The organism is Acidovorax sp. GW821-FHT09A11, assembly GCF_059418365.1.
In genome coordinates this window covers 77,976-97,559 of the sequence record NZ_JBWKPS010000001.1, presented here as the reverse complement: position 1 = coordinate 97,559, position 19,584 = coordinate 77,976, and the positions used below count along the sequence as shown (strand labels likewise).

Annotated in this window: 21 protein-coding genes; 5 read left to right on the top strand and 16 right to left on the bottom strand. The window is 67.9% G+C overall.

Annotated elements, in window-relative coordinates:
- Nucleotides 1–37: 37 nt before the first annotated feature.
- Nucleotides 38–574 (top strand): hypothetical protein, encoded by a 537-nt coding sequence (locus tag AC07PV_RS00460; protein ID WP_494629050.1) that lies wholly within the window; start codon nucleotides 38–40, stop codon nucleotides 572–574.
- Between the two features lie 37 nt (nucleotides 575–611).
- On the opposite strand, the gene AC07PV_RS00455 is transcribed toward AC07PV_RS00460, so the two are convergent.
- From AC07PV_RS00455 to AC07PV_RS00380, 16 genes are all read right to left on the bottom strand, one after another.
- Nucleotides 612–1,577, bottom strand: coding sequence for a CysB family HTH-type transcriptional regulator (locus AC07PV_RS00455; protein WP_218341006.1), 966 nt, complete (start codon nucleotides 1,575–1,577; stop codon nucleotides 612–614).
- A 215-nt stretch (nucleotides 1,578–1,792) separates the two neighbouring features.
- Nucleotides 1,793–2,008 carry a TOBE domain-containing protein gene (locus AC07PV_RS00450; protein WP_056168199.1) on the bottom strand — a complete coding sequence of 72 codons (216 nt, stop codon included), beginning with the start codon at nucleotides 2,006–2,008 and terminating at the stop codon, nucleotides 1,793–1,795.
- A 350-nt stretch (nucleotides 2,009–2,358) separates the two neighbouring features.
- On the bottom strand, nucleotides 2,359–3,066 hold the full coding sequence (locus AC07PV_RS00445) for an SDR family oxidoreductase (RefSeq protein WP_218294619.1): 708 nt from the start codon (nucleotides 3,064–3,066) through the stop codon (nucleotides 2,359–2,361).
- 89 nt (nucleotides 3,067–3,155) lie between these two features.
- Nucleotides 3,156–4,157 (bottom strand): NADP-dependent oxidoreductase, encoded by a 1,002-nt coding sequence (locus AC07PV_RS00440; RefSeq protein WP_494629048.1) that lies wholly within the window; start codon nucleotides 4,155–4,157, stop codon nucleotides 3,156–3,158.
- Nucleotides 4,158–4,263: 106 nt separating this feature from the next.
- A complete protein-coding gene (locus AC07PV_RS00435; protein ID WP_494629047.1) occupies nucleotides 4,264–4,920 on the bottom strand; it encodes a TetR/AcrR family transcriptional regulator in 657 nt (218 codons plus the stop codon).
- Between the two features lie 195 nt (nucleotides 4,921–5,115).
- Nucleotides 5,116–5,331 carry a TOBE domain-containing protein gene (locus AC07PV_RS00430; RefSeq protein WP_007857120.1) on the bottom strand — a complete coding sequence of 72 codons (216 nt, stop codon included), beginning with the start codon at nucleotides 5,329–5,331 and terminating at the stop codon, nucleotides 5,116–5,118.
- A 92-nt stretch (nucleotides 5,332–5,423) separates the two neighbouring features.
- Nucleotides 5,424–6,236, bottom strand: coding sequence for an ATP-binding cassette domain-containing protein (locus tag AC07PV_RS00425; RefSeq protein WP_218341002.1), 813 nt, complete (start codon nucleotides 6,234–6,236; stop codon nucleotides 5,424–5,426).
- A 4-nt stretch (nucleotides 6,237–6,240) separates the two neighbouring features.
- Nucleotides 6,241–7,212, bottom strand: coding sequence for an aliphatic sulfonate ABC transporter substrate-binding protein (locus AC07PV_RS00420; RefSeq protein ID WP_494629046.1), 972 nt, complete (start codon nucleotides 7,210–7,212; stop codon nucleotides 6,241–6,243).
- 186 nt (nucleotides 7,213–7,398) lie between these two features.
- Nucleotides 7,399–8,271, bottom strand: coding sequence for an aliphatic sulfonate ABC transporter permease SsuC (gene ssuC / locus AC07PV_RS00415; protein WP_218341000.1), 873 nt, complete (start codon nucleotides 8,269–8,271; stop codon nucleotides 7,399–7,401).
- Nucleotides 8,268–8,642, bottom strand: coding sequence for a VOC family protein (locus AC07PV_RS00410; RefSeq protein WP_218294613.1), 375 nt, complete (start codon nucleotides 8,640–8,642; stop codon nucleotides 8,268–8,270). The genes ssuC and AC07PV_RS00410 overlap by 4 nt, the downstream gene beginning before the upstream one ends.
- A 22-nt stretch (nucleotides 8,643–8,664) precedes the next feature.
- A complete protein-coding gene (gene ssuD / locus AC07PV_RS00405; protein WP_494629045.1) occupies nucleotides 8,665–9,828 on the bottom strand; it encodes an FMNH2-dependent alkanesulfonate monooxygenase in 1,164 nt (387 codons plus the stop codon).
- A gap of 26 nt (nucleotides 9,829–9,854) precedes the next feature.
- Nucleotides 9,855–10,076 (bottom strand): hypothetical protein, encoded by a 222-nt coding sequence (locus tag AC07PV_RS00400; RefSeq protein ID WP_494629043.1) that lies wholly within the window; start codon nucleotides 10,074–10,076, stop codon nucleotides 9,855–9,857.
- Between the two features lie 172 nt (nucleotides 10,077–10,248).
- Nucleotides 10,249–11,205 (bottom strand): sulfonate ABC transporter substrate-binding protein, encoded by a 957-nt coding sequence (locus AC07PV_RS00395; protein ID WP_494629041.1) that lies wholly within the window; start codon nucleotides 11,203–11,205, stop codon nucleotides 10,249–10,251.
- A 43-nt stretch (nucleotides 11,206–11,248) separates the two neighbouring features.
- Complete coding sequence (locus tag AC07PV_RS00390; RefSeq protein ID WP_494629465.1) at nucleotides 11,249–12,205, bottom strand: sulfonate ABC transporter substrate-binding protein; 957 nt, start codon at nucleotides 12,203–12,205, stop codon at nucleotides 11,249–11,251.
- A 253-nt stretch (nucleotides 12,206–12,458) separates the two neighbouring features.
- Nucleotides 12,459–13,049 (bottom strand): NADPH-dependent FMN reductase, encoded by a 591-nt coding sequence (ssuE, locus tag AC07PV_RS00385; RefSeq protein ID WP_218294609.1) that lies wholly within the window; start codon nucleotides 13,047–13,049, stop codon nucleotides 12,459–12,461.
- A gap of 113 nt (nucleotides 13,050–13,162) precedes the next feature.
- Complete coding sequence (locus AC07PV_RS00380) at nucleotides 13,163–14,188, bottom strand: sulfate ABC transporter substrate-binding protein (protein ID WP_494629039.1); 1,026 nt, start codon at nucleotides 14,186–14,188, stop codon at nucleotides 13,163–13,165.
- Between the two features lie 166 nt (nucleotides 14,189–14,354).
- On the opposite strand from AC07PV_RS00380, the gene AC07PV_RS00375 reads away from it, so the two are divergent.
- The 4 genes from AC07PV_RS00375 (at nucleotide 14,355) to AC07PV_RS00360 (ending at nucleotide 19,562) form a co-directional block, all read left to right on the top strand.
- A complete protein-coding gene (locus AC07PV_RS00375; protein ID WP_218294608.1) occupies nucleotides 14,355–14,630 on the top strand; it encodes an oxidative damage protection protein in 276 nt (91 codons plus the stop codon).
- A 270-nt stretch (nucleotides 14,631–14,900) separates the two neighbouring features.
- Nucleotides 14,901–16,814 carry a bifunctional tRNA (5-methylaminomethyl-2-thiouridine)(34)-methyltransferase MnmC2/FAD-dependent 5-carboxymethylaminomethyl-2-thiouridine(34) oxidoreductase MnmC1 gene (gene mnmC / locus AC07PV_RS00370; RefSeq protein WP_494629464.1) on the top strand — a complete coding sequence of 638 codons (1,914 nt, stop codon included), beginning with the start codon at nucleotides 14,901–14,903 and terminating at the stop codon, nucleotides 16,812–16,814.
- 146 nt (nucleotides 16,815–16,960) lie between these two features.
- Nucleotides 16,961–17,764, top strand: a complete 804-nt coding sequence (locus tag AC07PV_RS00365) for a sulfite exporter TauE/SafE family protein (protein WP_218340995.1) — start codon at nucleotides 16,961–16,963, stop codon at nucleotides 17,762–17,764.
- Between the two features lie 10 nt (nucleotides 17,765–17,774).
- A complete protein-coding gene (locus tag AC07PV_RS00360) occupies nucleotides 17,775–19,562 on the top strand; it encodes a nitrite/sulfite reductase (RefSeq protein WP_218340994.1) in 1,788 nt (595 codons plus the stop codon).
- Nucleotides 19,563–19,584 lie beyond the last annotated feature (22 nt).

Genomic DNA, 19,584 nt, shown 5'->3' with positions numbered 1-19,584 from the left:
ACAATGGCCCCAGTGCATCCCGCCCGCCACACATCCCATGTCCCTCCCCTTGCGCGTCCCCCTGGTTCTGCTCCTCACCATCGCCCTGGCGGGCTGCGACAGGCCTTCGGGCTCGGGTGCCACCCCGGCAGCCCCGGCCAGCGCGGCCCAGGCGGGGTTTGACGCCATCGTCGCATCGTGCACCGGGTTCCTGGCCGGGCGCACGCCCGCCGTGCAGCGCCTGGGCGCCGGCCCATGGATCAAGCTCGGCCACAGCCCCGCCCAGGTGCAGCATGAGCTCACACGCACCGAATCCGCCATCACCCCCTATGTGGGCAAGATCGTGGTCAAGGACAACGAGGCCCGGGCCGCCGCCGCGTCGGAGGCCGACGCCCAGGCCATCACCCTCACGCCCGCCCACCTGGTGTCCAACCGCACGCACACGCTCATCTACAGCTTCGACGGCCGGCAGTGGCGGTGGAACAATGGCTCGCGCCTGACCAAGACGCCGGGGCAGGACGACGCCACGGTGGCCCTCGCGCTGGCCGATGTGTCCGCGCCCGGCCAGGGCATGGCGGGCTGCCTGCCGCGCTGAGGGCCGCGCCCCGTGGGCCGGTGCCGCGGGCCCCGCGTCAGCGGTCCACCGGCTCCGAAAGCTCGCCCGCCCCTTGCGCGCCTTGCTGCACGGCCTTCTCCACCGCCTCGCGCGTGAGCGTGGGCACGAAGCTCTCGATGAAGTGGTAGGCGTAGCCGCGCAGCCAGGCGCCCCTGCGCAGGCCCAGCCGCGTGAGGTTGACCTCGAACAGATGGCCCGCGTCGATGAGCCGCAGGTGGCGGTCGCGCTCGGCGTCCACCGCGATCGATGCCACGATGCCCACGCCCATGCCCAGCTCCACATAGGTCTTGATCACGTCGGCGTCCATGGCCGTCAGCACGATGTCGGGCGCGATGCCTTCGCGGGCAAACGCTTCGTCGATGTGCGCGCGGCCCGTGTAGCCCAGCTCGTAGGTGATGATGGGGTGCTGCGCAAGCTGCTCCAGCGTGACCGGCGCCTGCAGCTCCAGCAGCGGGTGGCCGGGCGGCACGACGATGCTGTGCGTCCAGCGGTAGCACGGCAGCGTGACCAGCGCGTCATAGCCCGCGAGCGCTTCGGTGGCGACGCCGATATCGGCCTCGCCACTGAGCAGCATCTCGGCCACCTGGCGCGGCGAGCCCTGGTGCAGGTGCAGCGACACCTGCGGAAACAGCGCGCGGAAGTCGCGCACCACCTGCGGCAGTGCGTAGCGCGCCTGCGAGTGCGTGGCCGCCACCGACAGGCGGCCCTGCGCGCTGTCGCTGAAATCCTGCCCCGCGCGCTTGAGGTTGTCGGCTTCGAGCAGCAGACGCTCCACCGTGGGCAGCAGGGCTGCGCCCGGCGGGGTCAGGCCCGTGAGGCGCTTGCCCGCGCGCACGAAAATCTCCACGCCCAGTTCTTCTTCCAGTTCGCGGATCTGCCGGCTCACGCCGGGTTGCGAGGTATGCAGCATGTTGGCCACCTCGGTCAGGTTGAAGCCCCGGCGCACGGCTTCGCGCACGGAGCGCAGTTGCTGAAAATTCATGGGTCCCTGTAGAGATGGATGGGCGGGGCGGCCCGCTCGGCATGGCCACCCGCGCGGAAATCGGCCCGCCGCGCGCAGACCTCGTCGCCCGGCCTGAACCGAACCGGTGCACGCGCCTCGCCGGCCTCCCAGCGCAGACAGGCGTTCGCTATATTTTCAATAGCTGCCAGCGCTTTACCAGAAAGCGCCGGCGGCCCATTTTCATCAAATCCGGATCACAGCTTGGCGATGGACACTTCGGTGGACTTGACCAGCGCCACCACGTCGGAGCCCACGACCAGGGCCAGGTCGTCCACCGAGCGGGTGGTGATGACCGACGTGACGATGCCCCAGGGGGTTTCGACATCGACTTCGGAGACGACGTCGCCGCGAATGATCTCGCGCACCTTGCCCTTGAACTGGTTGCGGACGTTGATGGCTTGGATGGACATGGAAAGGCTCCTGGAAGATGGAAAAAGAATGGGCAGGCACTTGGCGGTGGCGGGCTTCGACAACGATCGGTCGCGCGGGGTCACCCGCTACGCACCCACAAAACTAAACAACCAGAAGCAATGTAAATTAAGTTTCTTATACGAATAAATGGTCATTACTCATAAGCTTTGACTTAGATGTGTGGGGCATGAGTTGCAGCCGCCACGGCATAAGCACGGGCCCTGGGAGTGCACCGTTGTTCGGGCCGCCCCACCCGATGGCCGCCGCAAAACGCAGCCGCCCCGCCAGACCTCTCGATCTGGCGGGGCGAATGCAAGCGGCCGGTTCAGCCGGGGAAGTCGCTGGTGTCTCAGGCGGGCTGCGGCAGGTAGCTCGGCCGCGTGGCCGTCATCGACAGCTTGACGTGCTGCGTGAGTTCATCGGCCAGCACCTCGTCCGCACCCGCCGCCAGACCGTCCAGCGCGCGCTGCACGATCTGCTCGGGGCTCGACTTGGGAACGTCGAAGCCGCGCGTCAGGTCGGTATCGACATAGGCCATGTGCAGCCCCAGCACCTGCGTCTTTTGCGCCGCCAGTTCGTGGCGCAGCGCGTTGGTCAGCGACCAGGCGGCGGACTTGCTGGCCGAATATGCCGCCAGCTCGCCGCCGTTGACCCACGATGCCACCGACAGCACGTTGAGCAGCGCGCCGCCGCCGTTGGCCGCGAGGATGGGTGCGAACGCCTTGCTGACGCGCAGCACGGAGAAGAAGTTGGTGTCGAAGAGGCGGCGCGCGACCTCTTCGCTGTCGGCGGCCAGAAAGCCCCCGGGCTGGGCGATGCCGGCGTTGTTGATCACCAGTGTCACGTCGGGCGCCGCTGCCACAGCGGCCGCTACATCGGCCGGGTTGTTGACATCCAGGCGCAGGGCCTGCACGCCGGGCTGGGGCGTGATGGTGGCGGGGTCGCGCGCACCGGCGTAGACCTTGCGTGCGCCGCGGGCGAGCAGCTCGCGCGCAAATGCCAGGCCGATGCCGCGGTTGGCACCGGTGATGAGGACGACAGCGTTTTCGATCTTCATGAAAATCTCCAGAGGGACAGGTGGAACGGATGGGAGGTTGGGTGGGGACCGGCGACGTGTGAAAAAGGGATGTGCAGCGGCCTGCTGGCTCACACCACCTGGATGACGACCTTGCCCTTGGCGCGGCCCGCTTCCACATAGGCCAGGGCATCGTTGGTGGCGCTGAACGGAAAGACTTTGTCGACCACCGGGCGGATGGCGCCCGATTCGACAAGGCGCGTGATCTCCCGCAGCTGCGCGCCGTGAGCCCGCATGAAGAGGAACGAGTAGCCCACGCCCAGCGCCTTGGCGCGCCGCCGGGTGCCCGCGCTCAGCAGGCGCATCACCAGCCGCACCAAGCCGGGCGCGCGGAGCGTCTGGCCGAATGCCGGGTCGGGCGGGCCGGAGATCGAGACGACCTGGCCGCCGGGCTTGAGCACGCGCAGCGACTTGGCCAGCGCCTTGCCGTCCTGGCTGTGCAGCACGACGTCGTAGTCGCGCAGCACCTCTTCGAAGTCCTGCGTCTTGTAGTCGATGACGACGTCGGCGCCCAGGCTTTGGACCAGCGCCGCATTGCCCGCGCTGGCCGTGGTGGCGACGGTGGCGCCCAGGTGCCTGGCCAGCTGGATGGCAAAGGTGCCCACCCCGCCGGACCCCGCCTGGATGAAGACCTTCTGGCCTTTTTTCAGCTGCGCCTTTTCCACCAGCGCCTGCCAGGCCGTGAGGCCCACCAGCGGGATCGACGCCGCCTCTTCCATCGTCAGGCCCCGGGGCTTGAGCGCCAGCGAGGACTCCTTGACGGCGATGAGTTCTGCAAAGGCGCCGATGCGGAAATCGTCGGCCCGGGCGTAGACCTCGTCGCCGGGCTTGAACTGCCGCACACGCGGCCCCACGCTGACCACCACGCCCGCCACGTCATGCCCGAGGACGAGGGGCATCTTGTAGGGCAGGATGAGCTTGAACTCACCGTCGCGGATCTTCGCGTCCAGCTGGTTGATTCCCGCCGCATGCACGGAGACCAGCACCTCGTCGTCGCGCAGATCCGGGGCGGGCATATCGGCAAGCCGCAGCGCGGCCTTTTTGGCATAGCGGTCGAGGACAAAGGCTTTCATGGGGCATCCTGGGTGAGGGGCAAAGCGCAGAACCGTGCAGCTCGCAAGCAAATTCGCATGATGATCATCATATGTAAAGGCAAAAAAAAGCGCGCTGCTGGGGGAGTCAGCCGGGCGCGCCGGGCGGCGTGGCAGGCGCAGAGTCTGCAGCGTGCGTCGAATTCGTCAGCTGCGTCAGGTGCTTGAGCGCGGCCTCGCGCAGGCTGTCCGACAGCGCGGGCTCGTCCACCGCGCGGGCCAGCACCAGGGCGCCCACCATGGTGGCCATGGTGACCAGCGCCTGCTCGTGCGTACCGGGCTGCCCCCATTGCGGCGACTGGCGCGCGATGAGGTCGACCATTTCCTTGATGTGCCGGGTGGCCACGCGGCGCACCTCGGGCGCCTGGCGCGATGTCTCCGAGCCCAGGGCGACCAGCGGGCAGCCCATCTCGACGCTCTCGACATGCTGGCGCGACAGATAGGCCGAGAGCATGGCGGCCAGCGCGCGGGGCGACGGCTCGCCGGCCGCGGCACCGGCCGCCAGCGCTGCGGATTCCGTGCACGCCTTGGCGGCCGCCTCGGCCAGCATGGCCTCGCGGGAGTCGAAGTGCGCGTAGAAGGCGCCGTGCGTCAGGCCCGCCTCTTTCATGATGTCCGCCACGCCCGTGCCGTGGTACCCCTGGCGCCGGATCGCGCGCGAGGCCACCGACACGATGCGCTCGTGCGTGGCCTCCTTGGCGGCGGCTCTGGAATGGGGTGTGGACTTTAGCATGATGCGCATCATACGACATATCACTCTGTGTCGCAATCCCGGCCGTCTGAGCCGCAGCTTCTGCGAGGCCCCATCCACCCGAGCCCCCTGCGCCCTCGACACCAGAGACTCAGGCCCTGCGAAAGGGCCTGCCTGCAAACACTACAATTTTCATAGCGCCTTGCGCCCTACCAGCAAGCGGTAGGGGCCTATTTCTCTCACATCCACTCACAGCTTGGCGATGGACACCTCGGTCGACTTGACCAGCGCCACCACGTCGGAGCCCACGACCAACGCCAGCTCGTCCACCGAGCGCGTGGTGATGACCGACGTGACGATGCCCCAGGGGGTTTCGACATCGACTTCGGAGACGACATCGCCGCGCACGATCTCGCGGACTTTGCCCTTGAACTGGTTGCGGACGTTGATGGCTTGGATGGACATGGGGTTCTCCTTGATGGGGCCGTAGGGCGAAGAAAGGAATGACAGAAGACAAAAAAAAGAAAGCAATGAAAGGCAGCAGGCGCCAGAAACGGCTACACCGCCCAGCGCAGACCATGCGCAGGCACGCCGGGCCACGGCGCTTCGTGCGCCGGTTCGCCATCGGGCTTTTGCAGCACGCGGTCCAGGATGCGTTTTTCGATGGCGGCAAAGGCAGCGTCGCCGTGCGACCGGGGGCGTGGCAGGTCGATGCGCTGGTCGAGCGCGATCTGGCCGTCCTCGATCAGGATCACGCGGTCGGCCAGGGCCACGGCCTCCTGCACATCGTGGGTCACCAGCAGCGCGGTGAAGCCGCTGCTGCGCCACAGGCCTTCGATGAGGCGGTGCATCTCGATGCGGGTCAGCGCATCGAGCGCGCCCAGGGGCTCGTCGAGCAGCAGCAGGCGCGGGTTGTGCACCAGGGCGCGGGCCAGGGCCACGCGCTGGCGCTGGCCGCCGGACAGGCGCGCGGGCCACTCGGTCAGGCGGTCCCCCAGGCCCACGCGGGCCAGCACATCGGCGGCGGCGCCGCGCCGCGCGGGCGGCAGGCCCAGGGCCACGTTGTCGGCCACGCGCTTCCAGGGCAGCAGGCGCGAGTCCTGGAACATGATGCGGGTGTCGTCGCTCAGCCCGGCGACGTCCTTGCCGTCGAGGCGGATCGCGCCGCCCGAGACGGATTCGAGCCCGGCCACCAGGCGCAGCAACGTGCTCTTGCCGCAGCCGCTGCGGCCCACGATGGCCACGAACTGGCCGGGCTCGATCACAAGCTCGGTCTTCTTGAGCACGTCGCGCGCGCCGTAGCGCTTGTCCACGCCGCGCACTTCCAGGCGCACGCCTTGCGCGGCGGGGGTGTGGGTCGTCTGGGTCATGGTGTCAGGCTCCGGTCTTGAACAGCGGCACGTCCAGCGCGTTCACGCGCTTGGGCAACAGCTTTTCGGCAAAGAAGGCATCGGCGATGCGTTGTTGTTCAGTCAGCGCCGCGGGCACCACGGCGCGCACCTCGTAGCTGCGGCGGCTGTTGGCCAGCTCGATCACGCCCGCGTCCAGCCCCCATACGGGCGACAGCAGCGCGGCCGCGTCCTTGGGGCTTTGCTTGACCCAGACGCCAGCCTTTTGCAGCTCGGTGAAGAACACGCGCAGCACGTCGGGCCGCGCCTGGGCAAACGAAGTGCCTGCCAGGTAGTAGCGCTGGTAGGAGGCCAGGTCGCGCCCGTCGGCCAGCACCCGCACAGTGGACTGCTTTTGCACGGCAGCGAGGAACGGGTCCCACACCACCCAGGCGTCGATGGCGCCGCGCTCGAAGGCGGCGCGGCCATCGGCGGGGGTCAGGTACGCGGGCTCGATGTCCTTGAACGCCAGGCCCGACTTTTCCAGCGCGGCGATCAACAAGAAGTGCACGCCAGCGGCCTTGGCAAAACCGATCTTCTTGCCCTTGAGGTCGGCAACCGTCTTGATGGGCGAGTCGGCGCGCACCACGATGGCCTGGGCCGAGGGCGATGGAGACTCCTGCGCCACGAAGGTCAGGTTGGCGCCCGCTGCCTGGGCAAACACCGGCACGGTGTCGGCCACGTCGGCGCTCACATCGATGTTGCCCAGGTTCAGCGCTTCGAGCAGCGGCAGGCCACTGGTGAACTCGTGCCACGTCACCTTGACGTTGAGCGGCGCGAGCAACTGCTCCAGCGTGCCGCGCGTGCGCAGGATGGTGGTGAGGGTGGAGGATTTTTGAAGTCCTATGCGCAATGTTTGCAGGGTCTCAGGCTTGCCCTGCGCGGCGGCCAGGCCGCTCGACAGCGCGGCGATGGCACCCAGCATGGTGCGCCGATGAATGTGGAAAGGGGTGGTCATGGTGGTCGATAACTTGAAATGAGGAGGAACTTGGCAACTCAGGGGCCGATGCATCGCCGCATCCCCTGCAACTGGCGCGCCCGGTGCGAGAGACGCCGCGCAAGGGCCGCCCCGCCGCCGCGCCGGTGTCGTCCCCCTTCCCCTAGCGCGCAGCGCGTAGAGAGAAGGAGGAAGCCGCGCAGCGGCTCAGGGGGTTGCATAACCAGGATGCCAGCGCAGCCAGTAGCGCTCCAGGCCCTTGGCGAACAGATCGGCCAGCTTGCCCAGCAGTGCGTACAGCAGGATGCCGACCAGCACGATGTCGGTCTGCAAAAACTCGCGGGCGTTCATCGTGAGGTAGCCGATGCCCGCCTGAGCCGAGATGGTCTCGGCCACGATCAGGATCACCCACATCAGGCCCAGCGAGAAGCGCAGGCCCACCAGAATGCTGGAGAGCGCGCCGGGCAGGATGATCTGCTTGTACAGCTGCCAGCGGCCGAGGCCATAGGTGCGCCCCATCTCGATCAAACCGGGGTCCACGTTGCGGATGCCGTGGAAGGTGTTGAGGTAGATCGGGAAGAACACCGACACGCTGATGAGGAATAGCTTGGCCGACTCATCGATGCCGAACCACAGGATGACCAGCGGAATCAGCGCCAGCGCGGGGATGTTGCGCACCATCTGGATGGTGGAGTCGAGCAAGGTCTCGAACACGCGCACCGAGCCCGTGAGCAGGCCCAGCAGCAGGCCCAGGCCACCGCCGATCGCCAGGCCCGCGAGCGCGCGGCCCGCGCTCACCTTGACATGGGTCCACAGCTCGCCCGACACGGTCAACGTCCAGGCGGCCTTGATCACCTCCAGGGGCGCGGGCAGCACCCGGGTGGAGAGCCATCCCTGCGACGACGCGATCTGCCACAGCACGATCAGCCCCACGGGCACGGCCCAGGGCAGCAGGCGCTGCGCAACGCTGGCAAGGAAGCGGGCCAGCGGCGCGGGTAGCAAGGGACTCTCGATCGGCAGATCGACGGAGTCGGCCACGGGCGATACCTGCAGCTCTCGGACAGTCTGTGTCTGTGTCATGGGTTGATTTCCGGTTCGTGGTCAGGCTCCAAGAACTCCAGCTGGTTGCCCGCCGGGTCCTTGACGTAAAAGCGCAGGTAGCCGGGCAGTGCGCGGTTTTCCACCAGCGCCAGTTCGGCCTGCAGCAGGCGGTGGCGCAATGCGGGCAGGTCCTGCACCTCGAAGGCCAGGTGCGATACCGCGGGCGCGGGCTGCCAGTGCTCGGTGGGCACCAGGTCGATGCGCTGCGTGCCCGCGGCAAAGCGCAGCGTGTTGCCCGCCTGCAGGCGCACTTCGGGCAGCCCCAGCAGGCTGGCATAGAAGCGCCGGATGGGCGCCTCGGCACCGGCCGGAAAGGCCAGCTGCACATGGTTGATGGACTGGATGCTCATGGCATGGCTCCTGTCAGGGGTTTCAGCTTTGCGACGCACGTGGCACGAAGTCGTTGGCCACGGTTTCGCCAAAGGGGCCGAGCGGGTTGCCGCCAGCGAGCTTCTCGCGCACGCCCAGCGGCAGCAGCGGGAACACCAGTTCAGCGAAGCGGTAGGCTTCTTCCAGGTGCGGATAGCCCGACAGCACGAAGTGGTCGAGCCCCAGATTCGCGTATTCGGTGATGCGGGCGGCCACCGTCTCGGGGTCGCCGACCAGCGCCGTGCCCGCGCCACCGCGCACCAGGCCCACGCCGGCCCACAGGTTGGGGCTGATCTCCAGGTCTGCGCGGCTGCGCTTCACACCCCCGGCATGCAGCGCGGCCATGCGGCGCTGGCCTTCGGAGTCCATGCGCGCAAAGACCGACTGCGCACGCTCCACGGTTTCGTCGTCCACATGGCTGATGAGTTCTTCAGCCGCGGCCCAGGCCTGCGCCTCGGTCTCGCGCACGATGACGTGCAGGCGGATGCCGAATTTCACGGTGCGGCCGTGTTTGGCGGCACGGGCGCGCACGTCGGCCACCTTCCTGGCGACTTCGGCCGGGGGCTCGCCCCAGGTGAGGTAGGTCTCGACCTGCTCGGCCGCCAGGTCGTGCGCTGCGTCGGACGAGCCGCCGAAGTACACCGGAGGGTGCGGCTCCTGCAGCGGCGGGAACAGCAGCTTGGCGCCCTTGACGGACAGGTGCTTGCCCTCGTAGTCGAAGGTCTCGCCCCGGTGGCTGCGCGTGAGAATCTCGCGCCAGATGCGGATGAACTCGGCCGACTGCTCATAGCGCGTGGCGTGGTCCAGGAACACGCCATCGCCTTCCAGCTCAGCCCGGTCGCCACCCGTCACCAGGTTGATGAGCAGACGCCCGCCCGACAGGCGGTCGAAGGTGGCGGCCATGCGCGCGGCCAGCGCAGGCTGGTGCAGGCCGGGGCGCACCGCTACCAGGAACTTGAGCTTCTTCGTGACCGCCAGCAGGCTCGATGCGATCACCCACGGGTCTTCGCACGAACGGCCGGTGGGAATGAGCACTCCTTCGTAGCCCAGGCTGTCGGCGGCCACTGCCACCTGCTGCAGGTACTCGAGGCTGAGCTGGCGCGCGCCCCTGGCTGTGCCAAGGTAGCGGCTGTCGCCGTGGGTGGGAATGAACCAGTAGATTTTCATGGTGTCGCTTTGCCGTGTGGGGGTCATCAATAGGAGAAGGCCAGGCCGTAGCCCGCCAGCGAAAAGCCGAAACGCAATGGACAGGCCCGCATGCCCCCCGCCGCCACATCGGCACGCACACCGGCCTGCACACGGTTGCGCGTGCGGACCAGCCTGCGCGCCGGCGCCTTCAGGCGCCAGGCGTTGGCCGTGGTGCGCAGCACGCGGCGTGCTGCGTCGTGGACAGGGTTTGCGAAAGCGTTGGGCATGTCAGGGCTCCTTGGTTTCAATTGCGGCGGACTGTGTGACGCATGGCGTTCAAAACTGGCGCGGCCCAGGCCAGTGCACCCGTGGAACTGGCTCTGCCAGGCCACCGGGTGCGTCCCCCTCCCGCAGGAGAGGGGGAAGACGCGAAGCGGCTCAGGGGGTGCACCCCGGCCTCTACCACGGCGAGCGCGCCACGTCGCGCACCTGGATCCGCCGGGGAATCAGCTTCAAGTCGAAGAAGGTGTCGGCGATCCTTTGCTGTTCGGCCAGGATCTCGGGTGTGACCGGGCCCGTGCCGTACTCGGCACGCGACGTGGACAAATCGAGCACGGGCTTGGGGATGCCGAACAGCGGGGCCAGTTCGGCCGCCAGCAGGTCGCGGTTGACCTTGGCCCAGATGTCGATCTTGTTGATCTCTTCGATGGCGATGCGCAGCACGTCGGTGTTCTTGTCGGCGTACTGCAGCGACGAGAAGTAGTAGGCGCGGTTGCCCACCACGCCGGTGGCGTCGGCCAGCAGGCGGGCGTCCAGCGTCTTTTCGGCGGCAGCGGCAAACGGGTCCCAGATCACCCAGGCGTCGATGGAACCTTTTTCGAATGCGGCGCGTGCATCGGCCGGGGGCAGGAAGACCACGTTCACGTCCGCATATTTCAGGCCGTTCTTCTCGAGCAGCTTGACCAGGAAGTAGTGCACGTTGCTGCCCTTGTTGAGCGCAATCTTCTTGCCCTTGAGGTCGGCCACGGTCTTGATGGGCGAGCCCTTGGGCAGCAGCACGCTCTCGGCCTTGGGACGGGGCACGGTGGCGGCCACATAGGCCAGCGGGGCGCCCGCGGCCTGCGCGAAGATCGGGGGGGCTTCGCCCACGTCGCCGAAGTCGATGGAGCCGACGTTCAGTGCCTCCAGCTGCACGGGGCCGGCCGTGAACTCGGTCCATTTGATGGAGACACCCAGCGGGGTCAGACGCTTTTCGAGCGTGCCGCGGCCCTTGAGAAGGCTCAGGAAGCCCTTCTGGTGGCCGATGCGGAACTCACGGGCAGGGGTTTGCGCCAACGCGCCGAAGGCCGGCAGCGCGACTGCGCTGGCCGCACCCTGGACGAGGCGGCGGCGGGACAGGGAGATCGAAGTCGTCATGGTGTTCTTCTGAAGATGGATGCGTATGCAATGGGCCGGGGCATCAGGGCTGGGCGCCGAGCACCACTGCGTCGCTCACCTTGATGGCCTTGGGGATCAGCTTCAGTTCGAAGAACGTGTCGGCGATCTTTTGCTGGTCGGCCGCGACATCGGGCGTGATGGGCTTGACGTTGAATTCGTAGCGCTGCAGCGCCAGCTCGACCACGTCCACCGGCAGGCCTTGCAGCGGCGCGATCAGCTCTGCGGCCTGGCGCAGGTTCTTCTTGAGCCAGATGCCTTGGGCCACCGAGTCCTCGAACAGTGCCGCGACCACCTTGGGGTTCCTGGTGACGAAGTCGCGGGCACCCAGGTAGTACTGGTAGTTGTTGACCACGCCGCCCGTGCCGTCGGCCAGCACGCGGGCGCCAGTGGCTTTCTCTGCGGCGGCCTGGAACGGGTCCCAGATCACCCAGGCATCCACGTTCTTGCTCTCGAACGCGGCGCGGCCGTCGGCCGGGGCCAGGTACACGGGCTGGATGTCGGAGAGCTTGAGGCCGTTCTTCTCGAGCTGCCTGACCAGCAGGTAGTGCACGTTGCTGCCCTTGTTGAGCGCGACCTTCTTGCCCTTGAGGTCGGCCACCGACTTGATGGACGAGTCCTTGGCCACCAGGATGGCCTCGGCGCGCGGCGCGGCGGGGTCGTGCCCGAAGTAGACGAACTTGGCGCCAGCGGCCTGGCCGAAGATGGGCGGCGCCTCGCCCACATAGCCCACGTCCACGGCGCCCACGTTCAGGCCTTCCAGCAGCTGGGGGCCAGCCGGAAACTCGACCCACTTCACGCCGAAGCCCAGGGGAGCGAGCTTCTTCTCCAGCGTGCCCGCCGCTTTTTGCAGCACGAACAGGCTGGCCGACTTCTGGTAGCCAATCCGCAGCTCGCCCCTGGTCTGGGCATGCACCGGCTGCGCCAGCAGGAAGGCGGCGATCAGCACGAACGCGGTGAAGACCACGAAGCCGATGAACATGTTGCGCAGGGCGGCCAGCCCGCCGGCGGGCGGGGCATCGTGGGCGCGGTCTGAGCTGGCTGCGCCGTCGCGTGTCAGTGTGCTCATGGTGAATGTCCTTTGAATCATGAAAAAAAGGGGGCGTCTGAACCGGGCAGTGCTCCGCCCTGCCCACCGCTGCGGGCAGCGGGGCCATCGAAAGAGGGAAACGAAAAATGGGGGAGCCCAGCCGGGCCGCGGCACCCCACCGCTGCGGATGTGCGGGCGGGGCCCGTCAGACGCTACATCGCACCTGCGAGAAATGCACCGGCGCGAACCGCGTGGCCTGGGCAGGGAACGGGCGCAGCGTCTCGGTCACGAGCACGTTGACCGCATCGTCCAGCCGCGTGGCGATGTCGTCGTTCAGGTGGTAGGCGCCCTCGGGCGTCAGCGTGACCTGCGCATCGGTGGCATAGATGCCCGGCAGGATGCTCTTGGCACCCAGCGACTGCAGCACGGGGCGCAGCGCGTAGTCCAGCGCCAGCATGTGGTGCGGGCTGCCGCCGGTGGCCAGGGGCAACACGATCTTGCCCTTGAGCGCCGTCTGCGGCAGCAGGTCCAGGAACACCTTGAGCACGCCGCTGTAGGCCGCCTTGTAAACCGGCGTGGCCACCACCAGCACGCTGGCCCGGGCCACCTGGTCGACAGCGCCCACCACGGTGGGATGGCCGAAGTCGGCCAGCAGCAAGGCCTGGGGCGACAGGTCGCGGATATGGATGCGGTCCACCAGCGCGCCGCGCACCGACAGGCGCTGGGCCACAGCATCCAGCAGGGCGGCGGAGCGGGAACGCTCGGAGGGGCTGCCGGCGATGAGAAGAGCGGACATGAAATGTGTTTCCAGAGGGCGTGACTTGGCCAGCGCCACCGTGGATCCGGCTTCGCCGGGCCACGGGTGGCGCCCCTTGAAGGGAGGCGGCCGAAGGCCGCTTCGGGGTGAGCCTATTTTTTGGTGTAGATCTGGTCGAAGCTGGCGTTGTCGGCAAAGTGCTCCTTGGCCGCCTTGTCCCAGCCACCGAACGCGTCGTTGATGGTGAACAGGTTCAGCTTGGGGAACTGCTTGGCGTACTTGGCCTTGGCCTTGTCCGACACGGCGGGGCGGTAGAAGTGCTTGCCGGCGATGTCCTGGCCTTCTTCGGTGTACAGGTACTGCAGGTAGGCCTCGGCCACGGCGCGCGTGCCCTTCTTGTCCACGTTCTTGTCCACCACCGTCACGGCGGGCTCGGCCAGGATGGAGATCGAGGGCGCGATCACGTCGAACTTGGTGCCGAATTCCTTTTCCAGCAGGTAGGCCTCGTTCTCCCAGGCGATCAGCACGTCGCCCTGGTTGCGCTGGGCAAACGTGATGGTGGAGCCACGTGCGCCGGTGTCCAGCACGGGCACGTTGCCGTACAGCTTGGCCACGAAGTCTTTCGCCTTGGCATCGCTGCCCCCGTTCTTGCGCTTGGCGAACTCCCAGGCGGCCAGATAGTTCCAGCGGGCGCCGCCCGAGGTCTTGGGGTTGGGCGTGATCACGCTGATGCCGGGCTTGACGAGGTCGTCCCAGTCCTTGATGCCCTTGGGGTTGCCCTGGCGCACCACCAGCACGATGGTCGAGGTGTAGGGCGAGCTGTTATGGGGCAGGCGCTTTTGCCAGTCCTTGGGGATCCAGCCGCCGTTGGTATGCAGCGCGTCGGTGTCGCCGGCCAGTGCCAGGGTGGCCACGTCGGCGTCCAGCCCGTCGATGATGGAGCGCGCCTGCTTGCCCGAGCCGCCGTGGCTTTGCTTGACGGTCACGTCCTGGCCGGTCTTGGCCTTCCAGTGCTTGGCGAACGCCTGGTTGAAATCCACATACAGCTCGCGCGTCGGGTCGTACGAGACATTGAGCAGCGTCACGGACTGCGCAAACGACGGCAATGCCGTCAGGGCCAAACTCCCCGCCAGGGCGGCGGCGAAGGGAAACTTGATAAAGTCGCGGCGAAAGTTCATAGGGAGCCTCTTTTTTTCGAATGCAAAACGGTGCAACTCACCGATGAAACGCATTCTGGAAGACCCTCTTCAAAACTGGAACTACTGAGATTTCAGTTCTTTATATCCAAATCATCTGAGCAGCCCTTTGCGCTGCGGCAGACTCCACCCATCAACAAGGAACCCCATGGCACGCACCGTTCAATGCATCAAGCTCGGCAAGGAAGCAGAGGGCCTCGACTTTCCGCCCTACCCCGGCGAGCTGGGCAAACGCATCTGGGAAAACGTGAGCAAGGAAGCCTGGGCAGGCTGGCTCAAGCACCAGACCATGCTGGTCAATGAAAACCGCCTCAATCTGGCCGACGCGCGTGCCCGCCAGTACCTGGCCCGCCAGATGGAAAACCATTTCTTTGGCGGTGGCGCAGACGCCGCGGCGGGATATGTCCCGCCCAGCGCGCAATGAAGCGCAGCGAAATGCAGCGCTGCAAAAAGTGGTTTCGCCAAAACCACTTTTTCGGCGGTGGTGCGGATGCCGCAGCGGGCTACGTCCCACCGAGCGCATGAGCCTCCATGTCAGTTTTCCGTAGCATTACCGACCACCCGCAGCCCATGAAACTGGCGCTGCCCGGACGAGGTAGCCGCGGAACTGGATTTGCCAGGCCGCTGGCTGCGGCCCCCTCCCACGCGAAGCGTGAGAGAGGGGGACGGCGCGAAGCGACTCAGGGGGTGCGTCATCTCCGAGCCTGTTGACTGGCTGCCGGACGGCACCCCCTACAGCCCCCGTTTTGGTGACCGCTACCACAGTGAAAATGGCGGCCTGGACCAGGCCCGCCGCGTTTTCCTGCAGGGCTGCGGCCTGCCTGGCGCCTGGGCGGGGCAGCCGCAATGGCGCATTCTGGAAACGGGGTTCGGCTTCGGGCTGAACTTCCTGGTGACCTGGGCCGCCTGGCGGGCTGACCCCGCACGCCCCACCCTGCTGCACTTCGTGTCGACCGAGGCCTGGCCCGTGAGCGCGGCCGACCTGCTGCGCGCCACCACGGCCCACCCCGAGCTGGCCCCCTTGGCGCAGGAGCTTCATCGCCAATGGTGGGGCCTGCTGCCCGGGGTGCACCGGCTGCGGTTCGACGGAGGCCGGGTGCTGCTCACGCTGTGTGTGGGCGATACACAGACCGTGCTGCGCCAGCAGCAGCTGACGGTGGATTCCATCTACCTCGACGGTTTCAGCCCGCAGCGCAACCCCGGGATCTGGGACCTGCACACCCTGAAGGCCGTGGCACGCTGCTGCCAGCGCGGCACCCGCCTGTCCACCTGGACCATCGCGCGCGCGGTGCGCGACGCGCTCACCCAGTGCGGCTTCGCGGTGGCCCGTGTCCCGGGCGTGCCGCCCAAGCGCGACAACCTGCACGCCCAGTACGCCCCCCACTGGGAGCCGCGCACCGCCCCCCGCGCACAGCCCGAACCCGCGCTGCCCGGCGATTGCATCGTGATCGGCGGGGGCATCGCCGGCGCGGCCAGCGCGGCCAGCCTGGCGCGCCGGGGCTGGCAGGTGCGGGTGCTGGACAGCGCCGCCGAACCCGCCGCCGGGGCCTCGGGCCTGCCGGCGGGGGTGTTCGCGCCCCATGTGTCGCCGGACGACAGCGTGCTGTCGCGCCTGTCGCGCAGCGGCGTGCGCACCACCCTGCAGCAAGCCCGATGGCTGCTGCGCGAAGGCACCGACTGGTTGGCCTGCGGCGTGCTGGAGCACCGCACCGACGGCACCCCCGGGCTGGCCGCCAGCTGGGGCCAGGGGTCCGGCGTGGACTGGAGCGAGCCGGCCCCGCCGGCAACGCTGGCCGCCGCGGGCCTGGGCCGCGAAACCACCGCGTGCTGGCACAGCCAGGGGGGCTGGATACGCCCCGCGCGCATGGCGGCCGCCCTGCTCGCGCAACCCGGCATCCACTGGCAGGGCCACTGCGAGGTGGCCCGCCTGCGGCGTGTGGAGGCCGCCGGCGCGGCGCCCGTCTGGCAGGCGCTGGACGCCCGGGGCCAGGTGCTCGCCCAGGCGCCCACCATCGTCATTGCCGCGGGCGCGGGCAGTGCGATGCTGCTGGAACACCGATGGCCCCTGCAGCCCGTGCGCGGGCAGGTGTCCTGGGGCGAGCACCAGGCAGGCCCCGGGCCCGGGGTGCCTTTTCCCGTGAACGGCAACGGCAACCTGGTGCCCCGCTTTCCGCTGGGTGACGGCCCGTGCGGCCCGGCTGCGTGGGTGATGGGCTCCACCTTCGAGCGCGATGTGGATACCCTGCCTCCGTCCGGGGCCGACGTCCAGGCGGCCCACGCGGCCAACTGGGCCAAGCTCCAGGCGCTGCTGCCCCAAACGGCCCCTGTGCTGCGCGCGGCCTTTGCCGCCGCACCGCAGGCGGCGGAGGCTGCGCCCGGCCCCCTGCACGCCTGGGCCGCCGTGCGCTGCACCGCGCCCGACCGGCTGCCGATCGTGGGTCCCGTCGACGCCGAGGCGCTGCCCGGGCTCTGGGCCTGCACAGCGATGGGCGCGCGCGGGCTGACCCTGGCGCTTCTGTGCGGCGAACTGCTGGCCGCCCGCCTGCAGGGAGAACCCCTGCCCATCGACACGAAACTCGCCAAAGCGCTGGGCAGCGAACGGTTGTAGCGGGCCTGTAACAGCTTCGTGACCGGGAATCACGGCGGCTTACCCCGTGGAAACCCGCGCCAATCCTTGCTTATAAGCAAATAGGCATATTGGAAGGACGAAACAATAGTTTGCATCCATAAGCGAGCATCCTACATTCGCACCCTATGCATGAATTGGTGTTTGTCTTCGCAGGCTTTGCGGTCGGGTTCATCGTGGGCCTGACCGGGGTCGGCGGCGGCTCGCTGATGACCCCCGTGCTGATCTTTTTCTTCGGCGTGAAGCCCCACCTGGCCATCGGCACCGACCTGCTGTTTGCCGCATTCACCAAGATGGGCGGCACCGTGAGCATGGCGCGCCAGCGCCTGGTGCCCTGGCGCGTGGTGGCCCAGCTGTGCGCGGGCAGCATTCCGGCCGCGCTGCTGGCGCTGTGGGCGCTCAAGGTCCTGGGCCCCGCCAGTGCCCAGGCGCAGCGGATCATGACGACCACGCTCGGTTTCGCGCTGCTGTTGACAGCCGCGGCCACGCTGTACAAGGTGGTGGCCTTCTCGCGCCAGCGCCAGGCGGCCGACCATGCCAAGCGCCAGGCCAGCACCGAGCAATCCACCCGCCCCCGCCACTGGAGCCTGCCCGTGCTGCTGGGCGCCGTGATCGGCACGCTGGTCACCTTCACCTCGGTGGGCGCGGGCGCCATCGGCGTCACGGTGCTGCTGCTGGTCTACCCTCTGCTACCCCTGCCCCGCGTGATCGGTGCCGACATCGCCTATGCCGTGCCATTGACCCTGGTGGCGGGTCTGGGCCATGCCACGCTGGGTTCGGTGGACTGGCCTTTGCTTGCACAATTGCTGGCTGGCTCGTTGCCGGGCATCTGGCTGGGCTCGCGCCTGGTCACCCGCACCCCCGAGCGCCTGATCCGCTCCGCGCTGTCCCTCCTGCTGGCCTGGGCAGGCGCCAAATTAATAATGATCTGATTGGTCCACGATGTATCAATACACACCCTTCGACAAGACGTTCGTCAAGCAGCGCGCCCGCCAGTTCCGCGACCAGCTCAACCGCTGGCAGGCCGGCAAACTGGCCGAGGACGACTTCCGCCCCCTGCGCCTGCAAAACGGCTGGTACGTGCAGCGCTACGCCCCCATGCTGCGCGTGGCCGTGCCCTACGGCGAGATCGCCAGCCGCCAGCTGCGCGTGCTGGCCACCATCGCCCGCGAGTACGACGAGCCCGAAGCGGCCGTGTTCAAGGCCGCCATGGAAGGCCAGGGCCTGCTGGGCACCACCTTCCTGCCCAAGAACTGCGCCCACTTCACCACGCGCACCAATGTGCAGTTCAACTGGATTCCGCTGTCCAAGAGCGCTGACGTGATGGACCTGCTGGCCACCGTGGACATGCACGGCATCCAGACCAGCGGCAACTGCATCCGCAACACCACCACCGACGCACTGGCCGGCGTCGCCGTGGATGAGATCGTGGACCCGCGCCCCTACGCGGAAATCATCCGCCAGTGGACCACGCTGCACCCCGAGTTCGCGTTCCTGCCGCGCAAGTTCAAGATCGCCATCAGCGGCGCCAAGGACGACCGCGCCGCCACCGGCTGGCACGACGTGGGCCTGCACCTCGTCAAGAACGAGGCGGGCGAGATCGGCTTCAAGGTCTTCGTGGGCGGCGGCATGGGCCGCACGCCCGTGATCGGCACGGTGATCCGCGAGTTCCTGCCCTGGAATCAGATCATGAATTACATCGAGGCCATCGTGCGCGTGTACAACGAGCACGGCCGCCGCGACAACAAGTACAAGGCCCGCATCAAGATCCTGGTCAAGTCCGAAGGCCAGCAGTACATCGACGATGTGGAAGAAGAGTACCGCCAGATCATGGAGATCGACGGCGGCCCGCACACCGTGCCCCAGGCCGAGTTCGACCGCGTGGCCGCCTGCTTTGTGCCACCCAAGCTGGCCGACATTGCCGACGTGGCCCCCGCAGCCTTGCAGGCGTCGCTGGACGCACAGGCGGCAGAGCATGTGATGTTTGGCCGCTGGCTCAAGCGCAACGTGCACGCGCACCAGAACCCGCAGCTGCGCGCCGTGACGCTGTCGTTCAAGCGCCCCGGCCAGTCGCCGGGCGACGCGACCAGCGAGCAGCTGATCGCCGTGGCCGACCTGGTGGACAAATATTCCGCCGGCGAAGCCCGCGTGACGCACGACCAGAACGTGGTGCTGCCCTGGGTGCATGCCAGCCGCCTGTTCGAGCTGTGGCAAGAGGCCAAGGCCCTGGGCCTGGCCAGCGCCAACGTGCAGCTGCTCACCGACATGATCGCCTGCCCCGGCGGCGACTTCTGCGCGCTGGCCAACGCCCGCTCGCTGCCGATCGCCGAGGCCATCACCCAGCGCTACCAGGACCTGGACGAGCTCGACGACATCGGCGAGATCGACCTGCACATCAGCGGCTGCATCAACAGCTGCGGCCACCACCACAGCGGCCACATCGGCATCCTGGGCGTCGACAAGGACGGCAAGGAGTGGTACCAGGTCACGCTCGGCGGCTCCGACGGCTCCGACCTGTCGGGCGCCGCCGTGGCCGGCAAGGTGATCGGCCCTTCGTTCTCGGCCGCCGAAGTGCCCGACGTGATCGAAGCCGTGCTCACCACCTACCGCAGCCTGCGCGAAAGCGGCGAGAGCTTTCAGAATACCGTGCGCCGCACCGGCCTGGACCCCTTCAAGGAAGCCGCCAAGACTGCCCGCCACCCCGCCAAGGAAGAGCTGGCCACGGCCTGATCGCCAGCCGCCACGCCCTGAT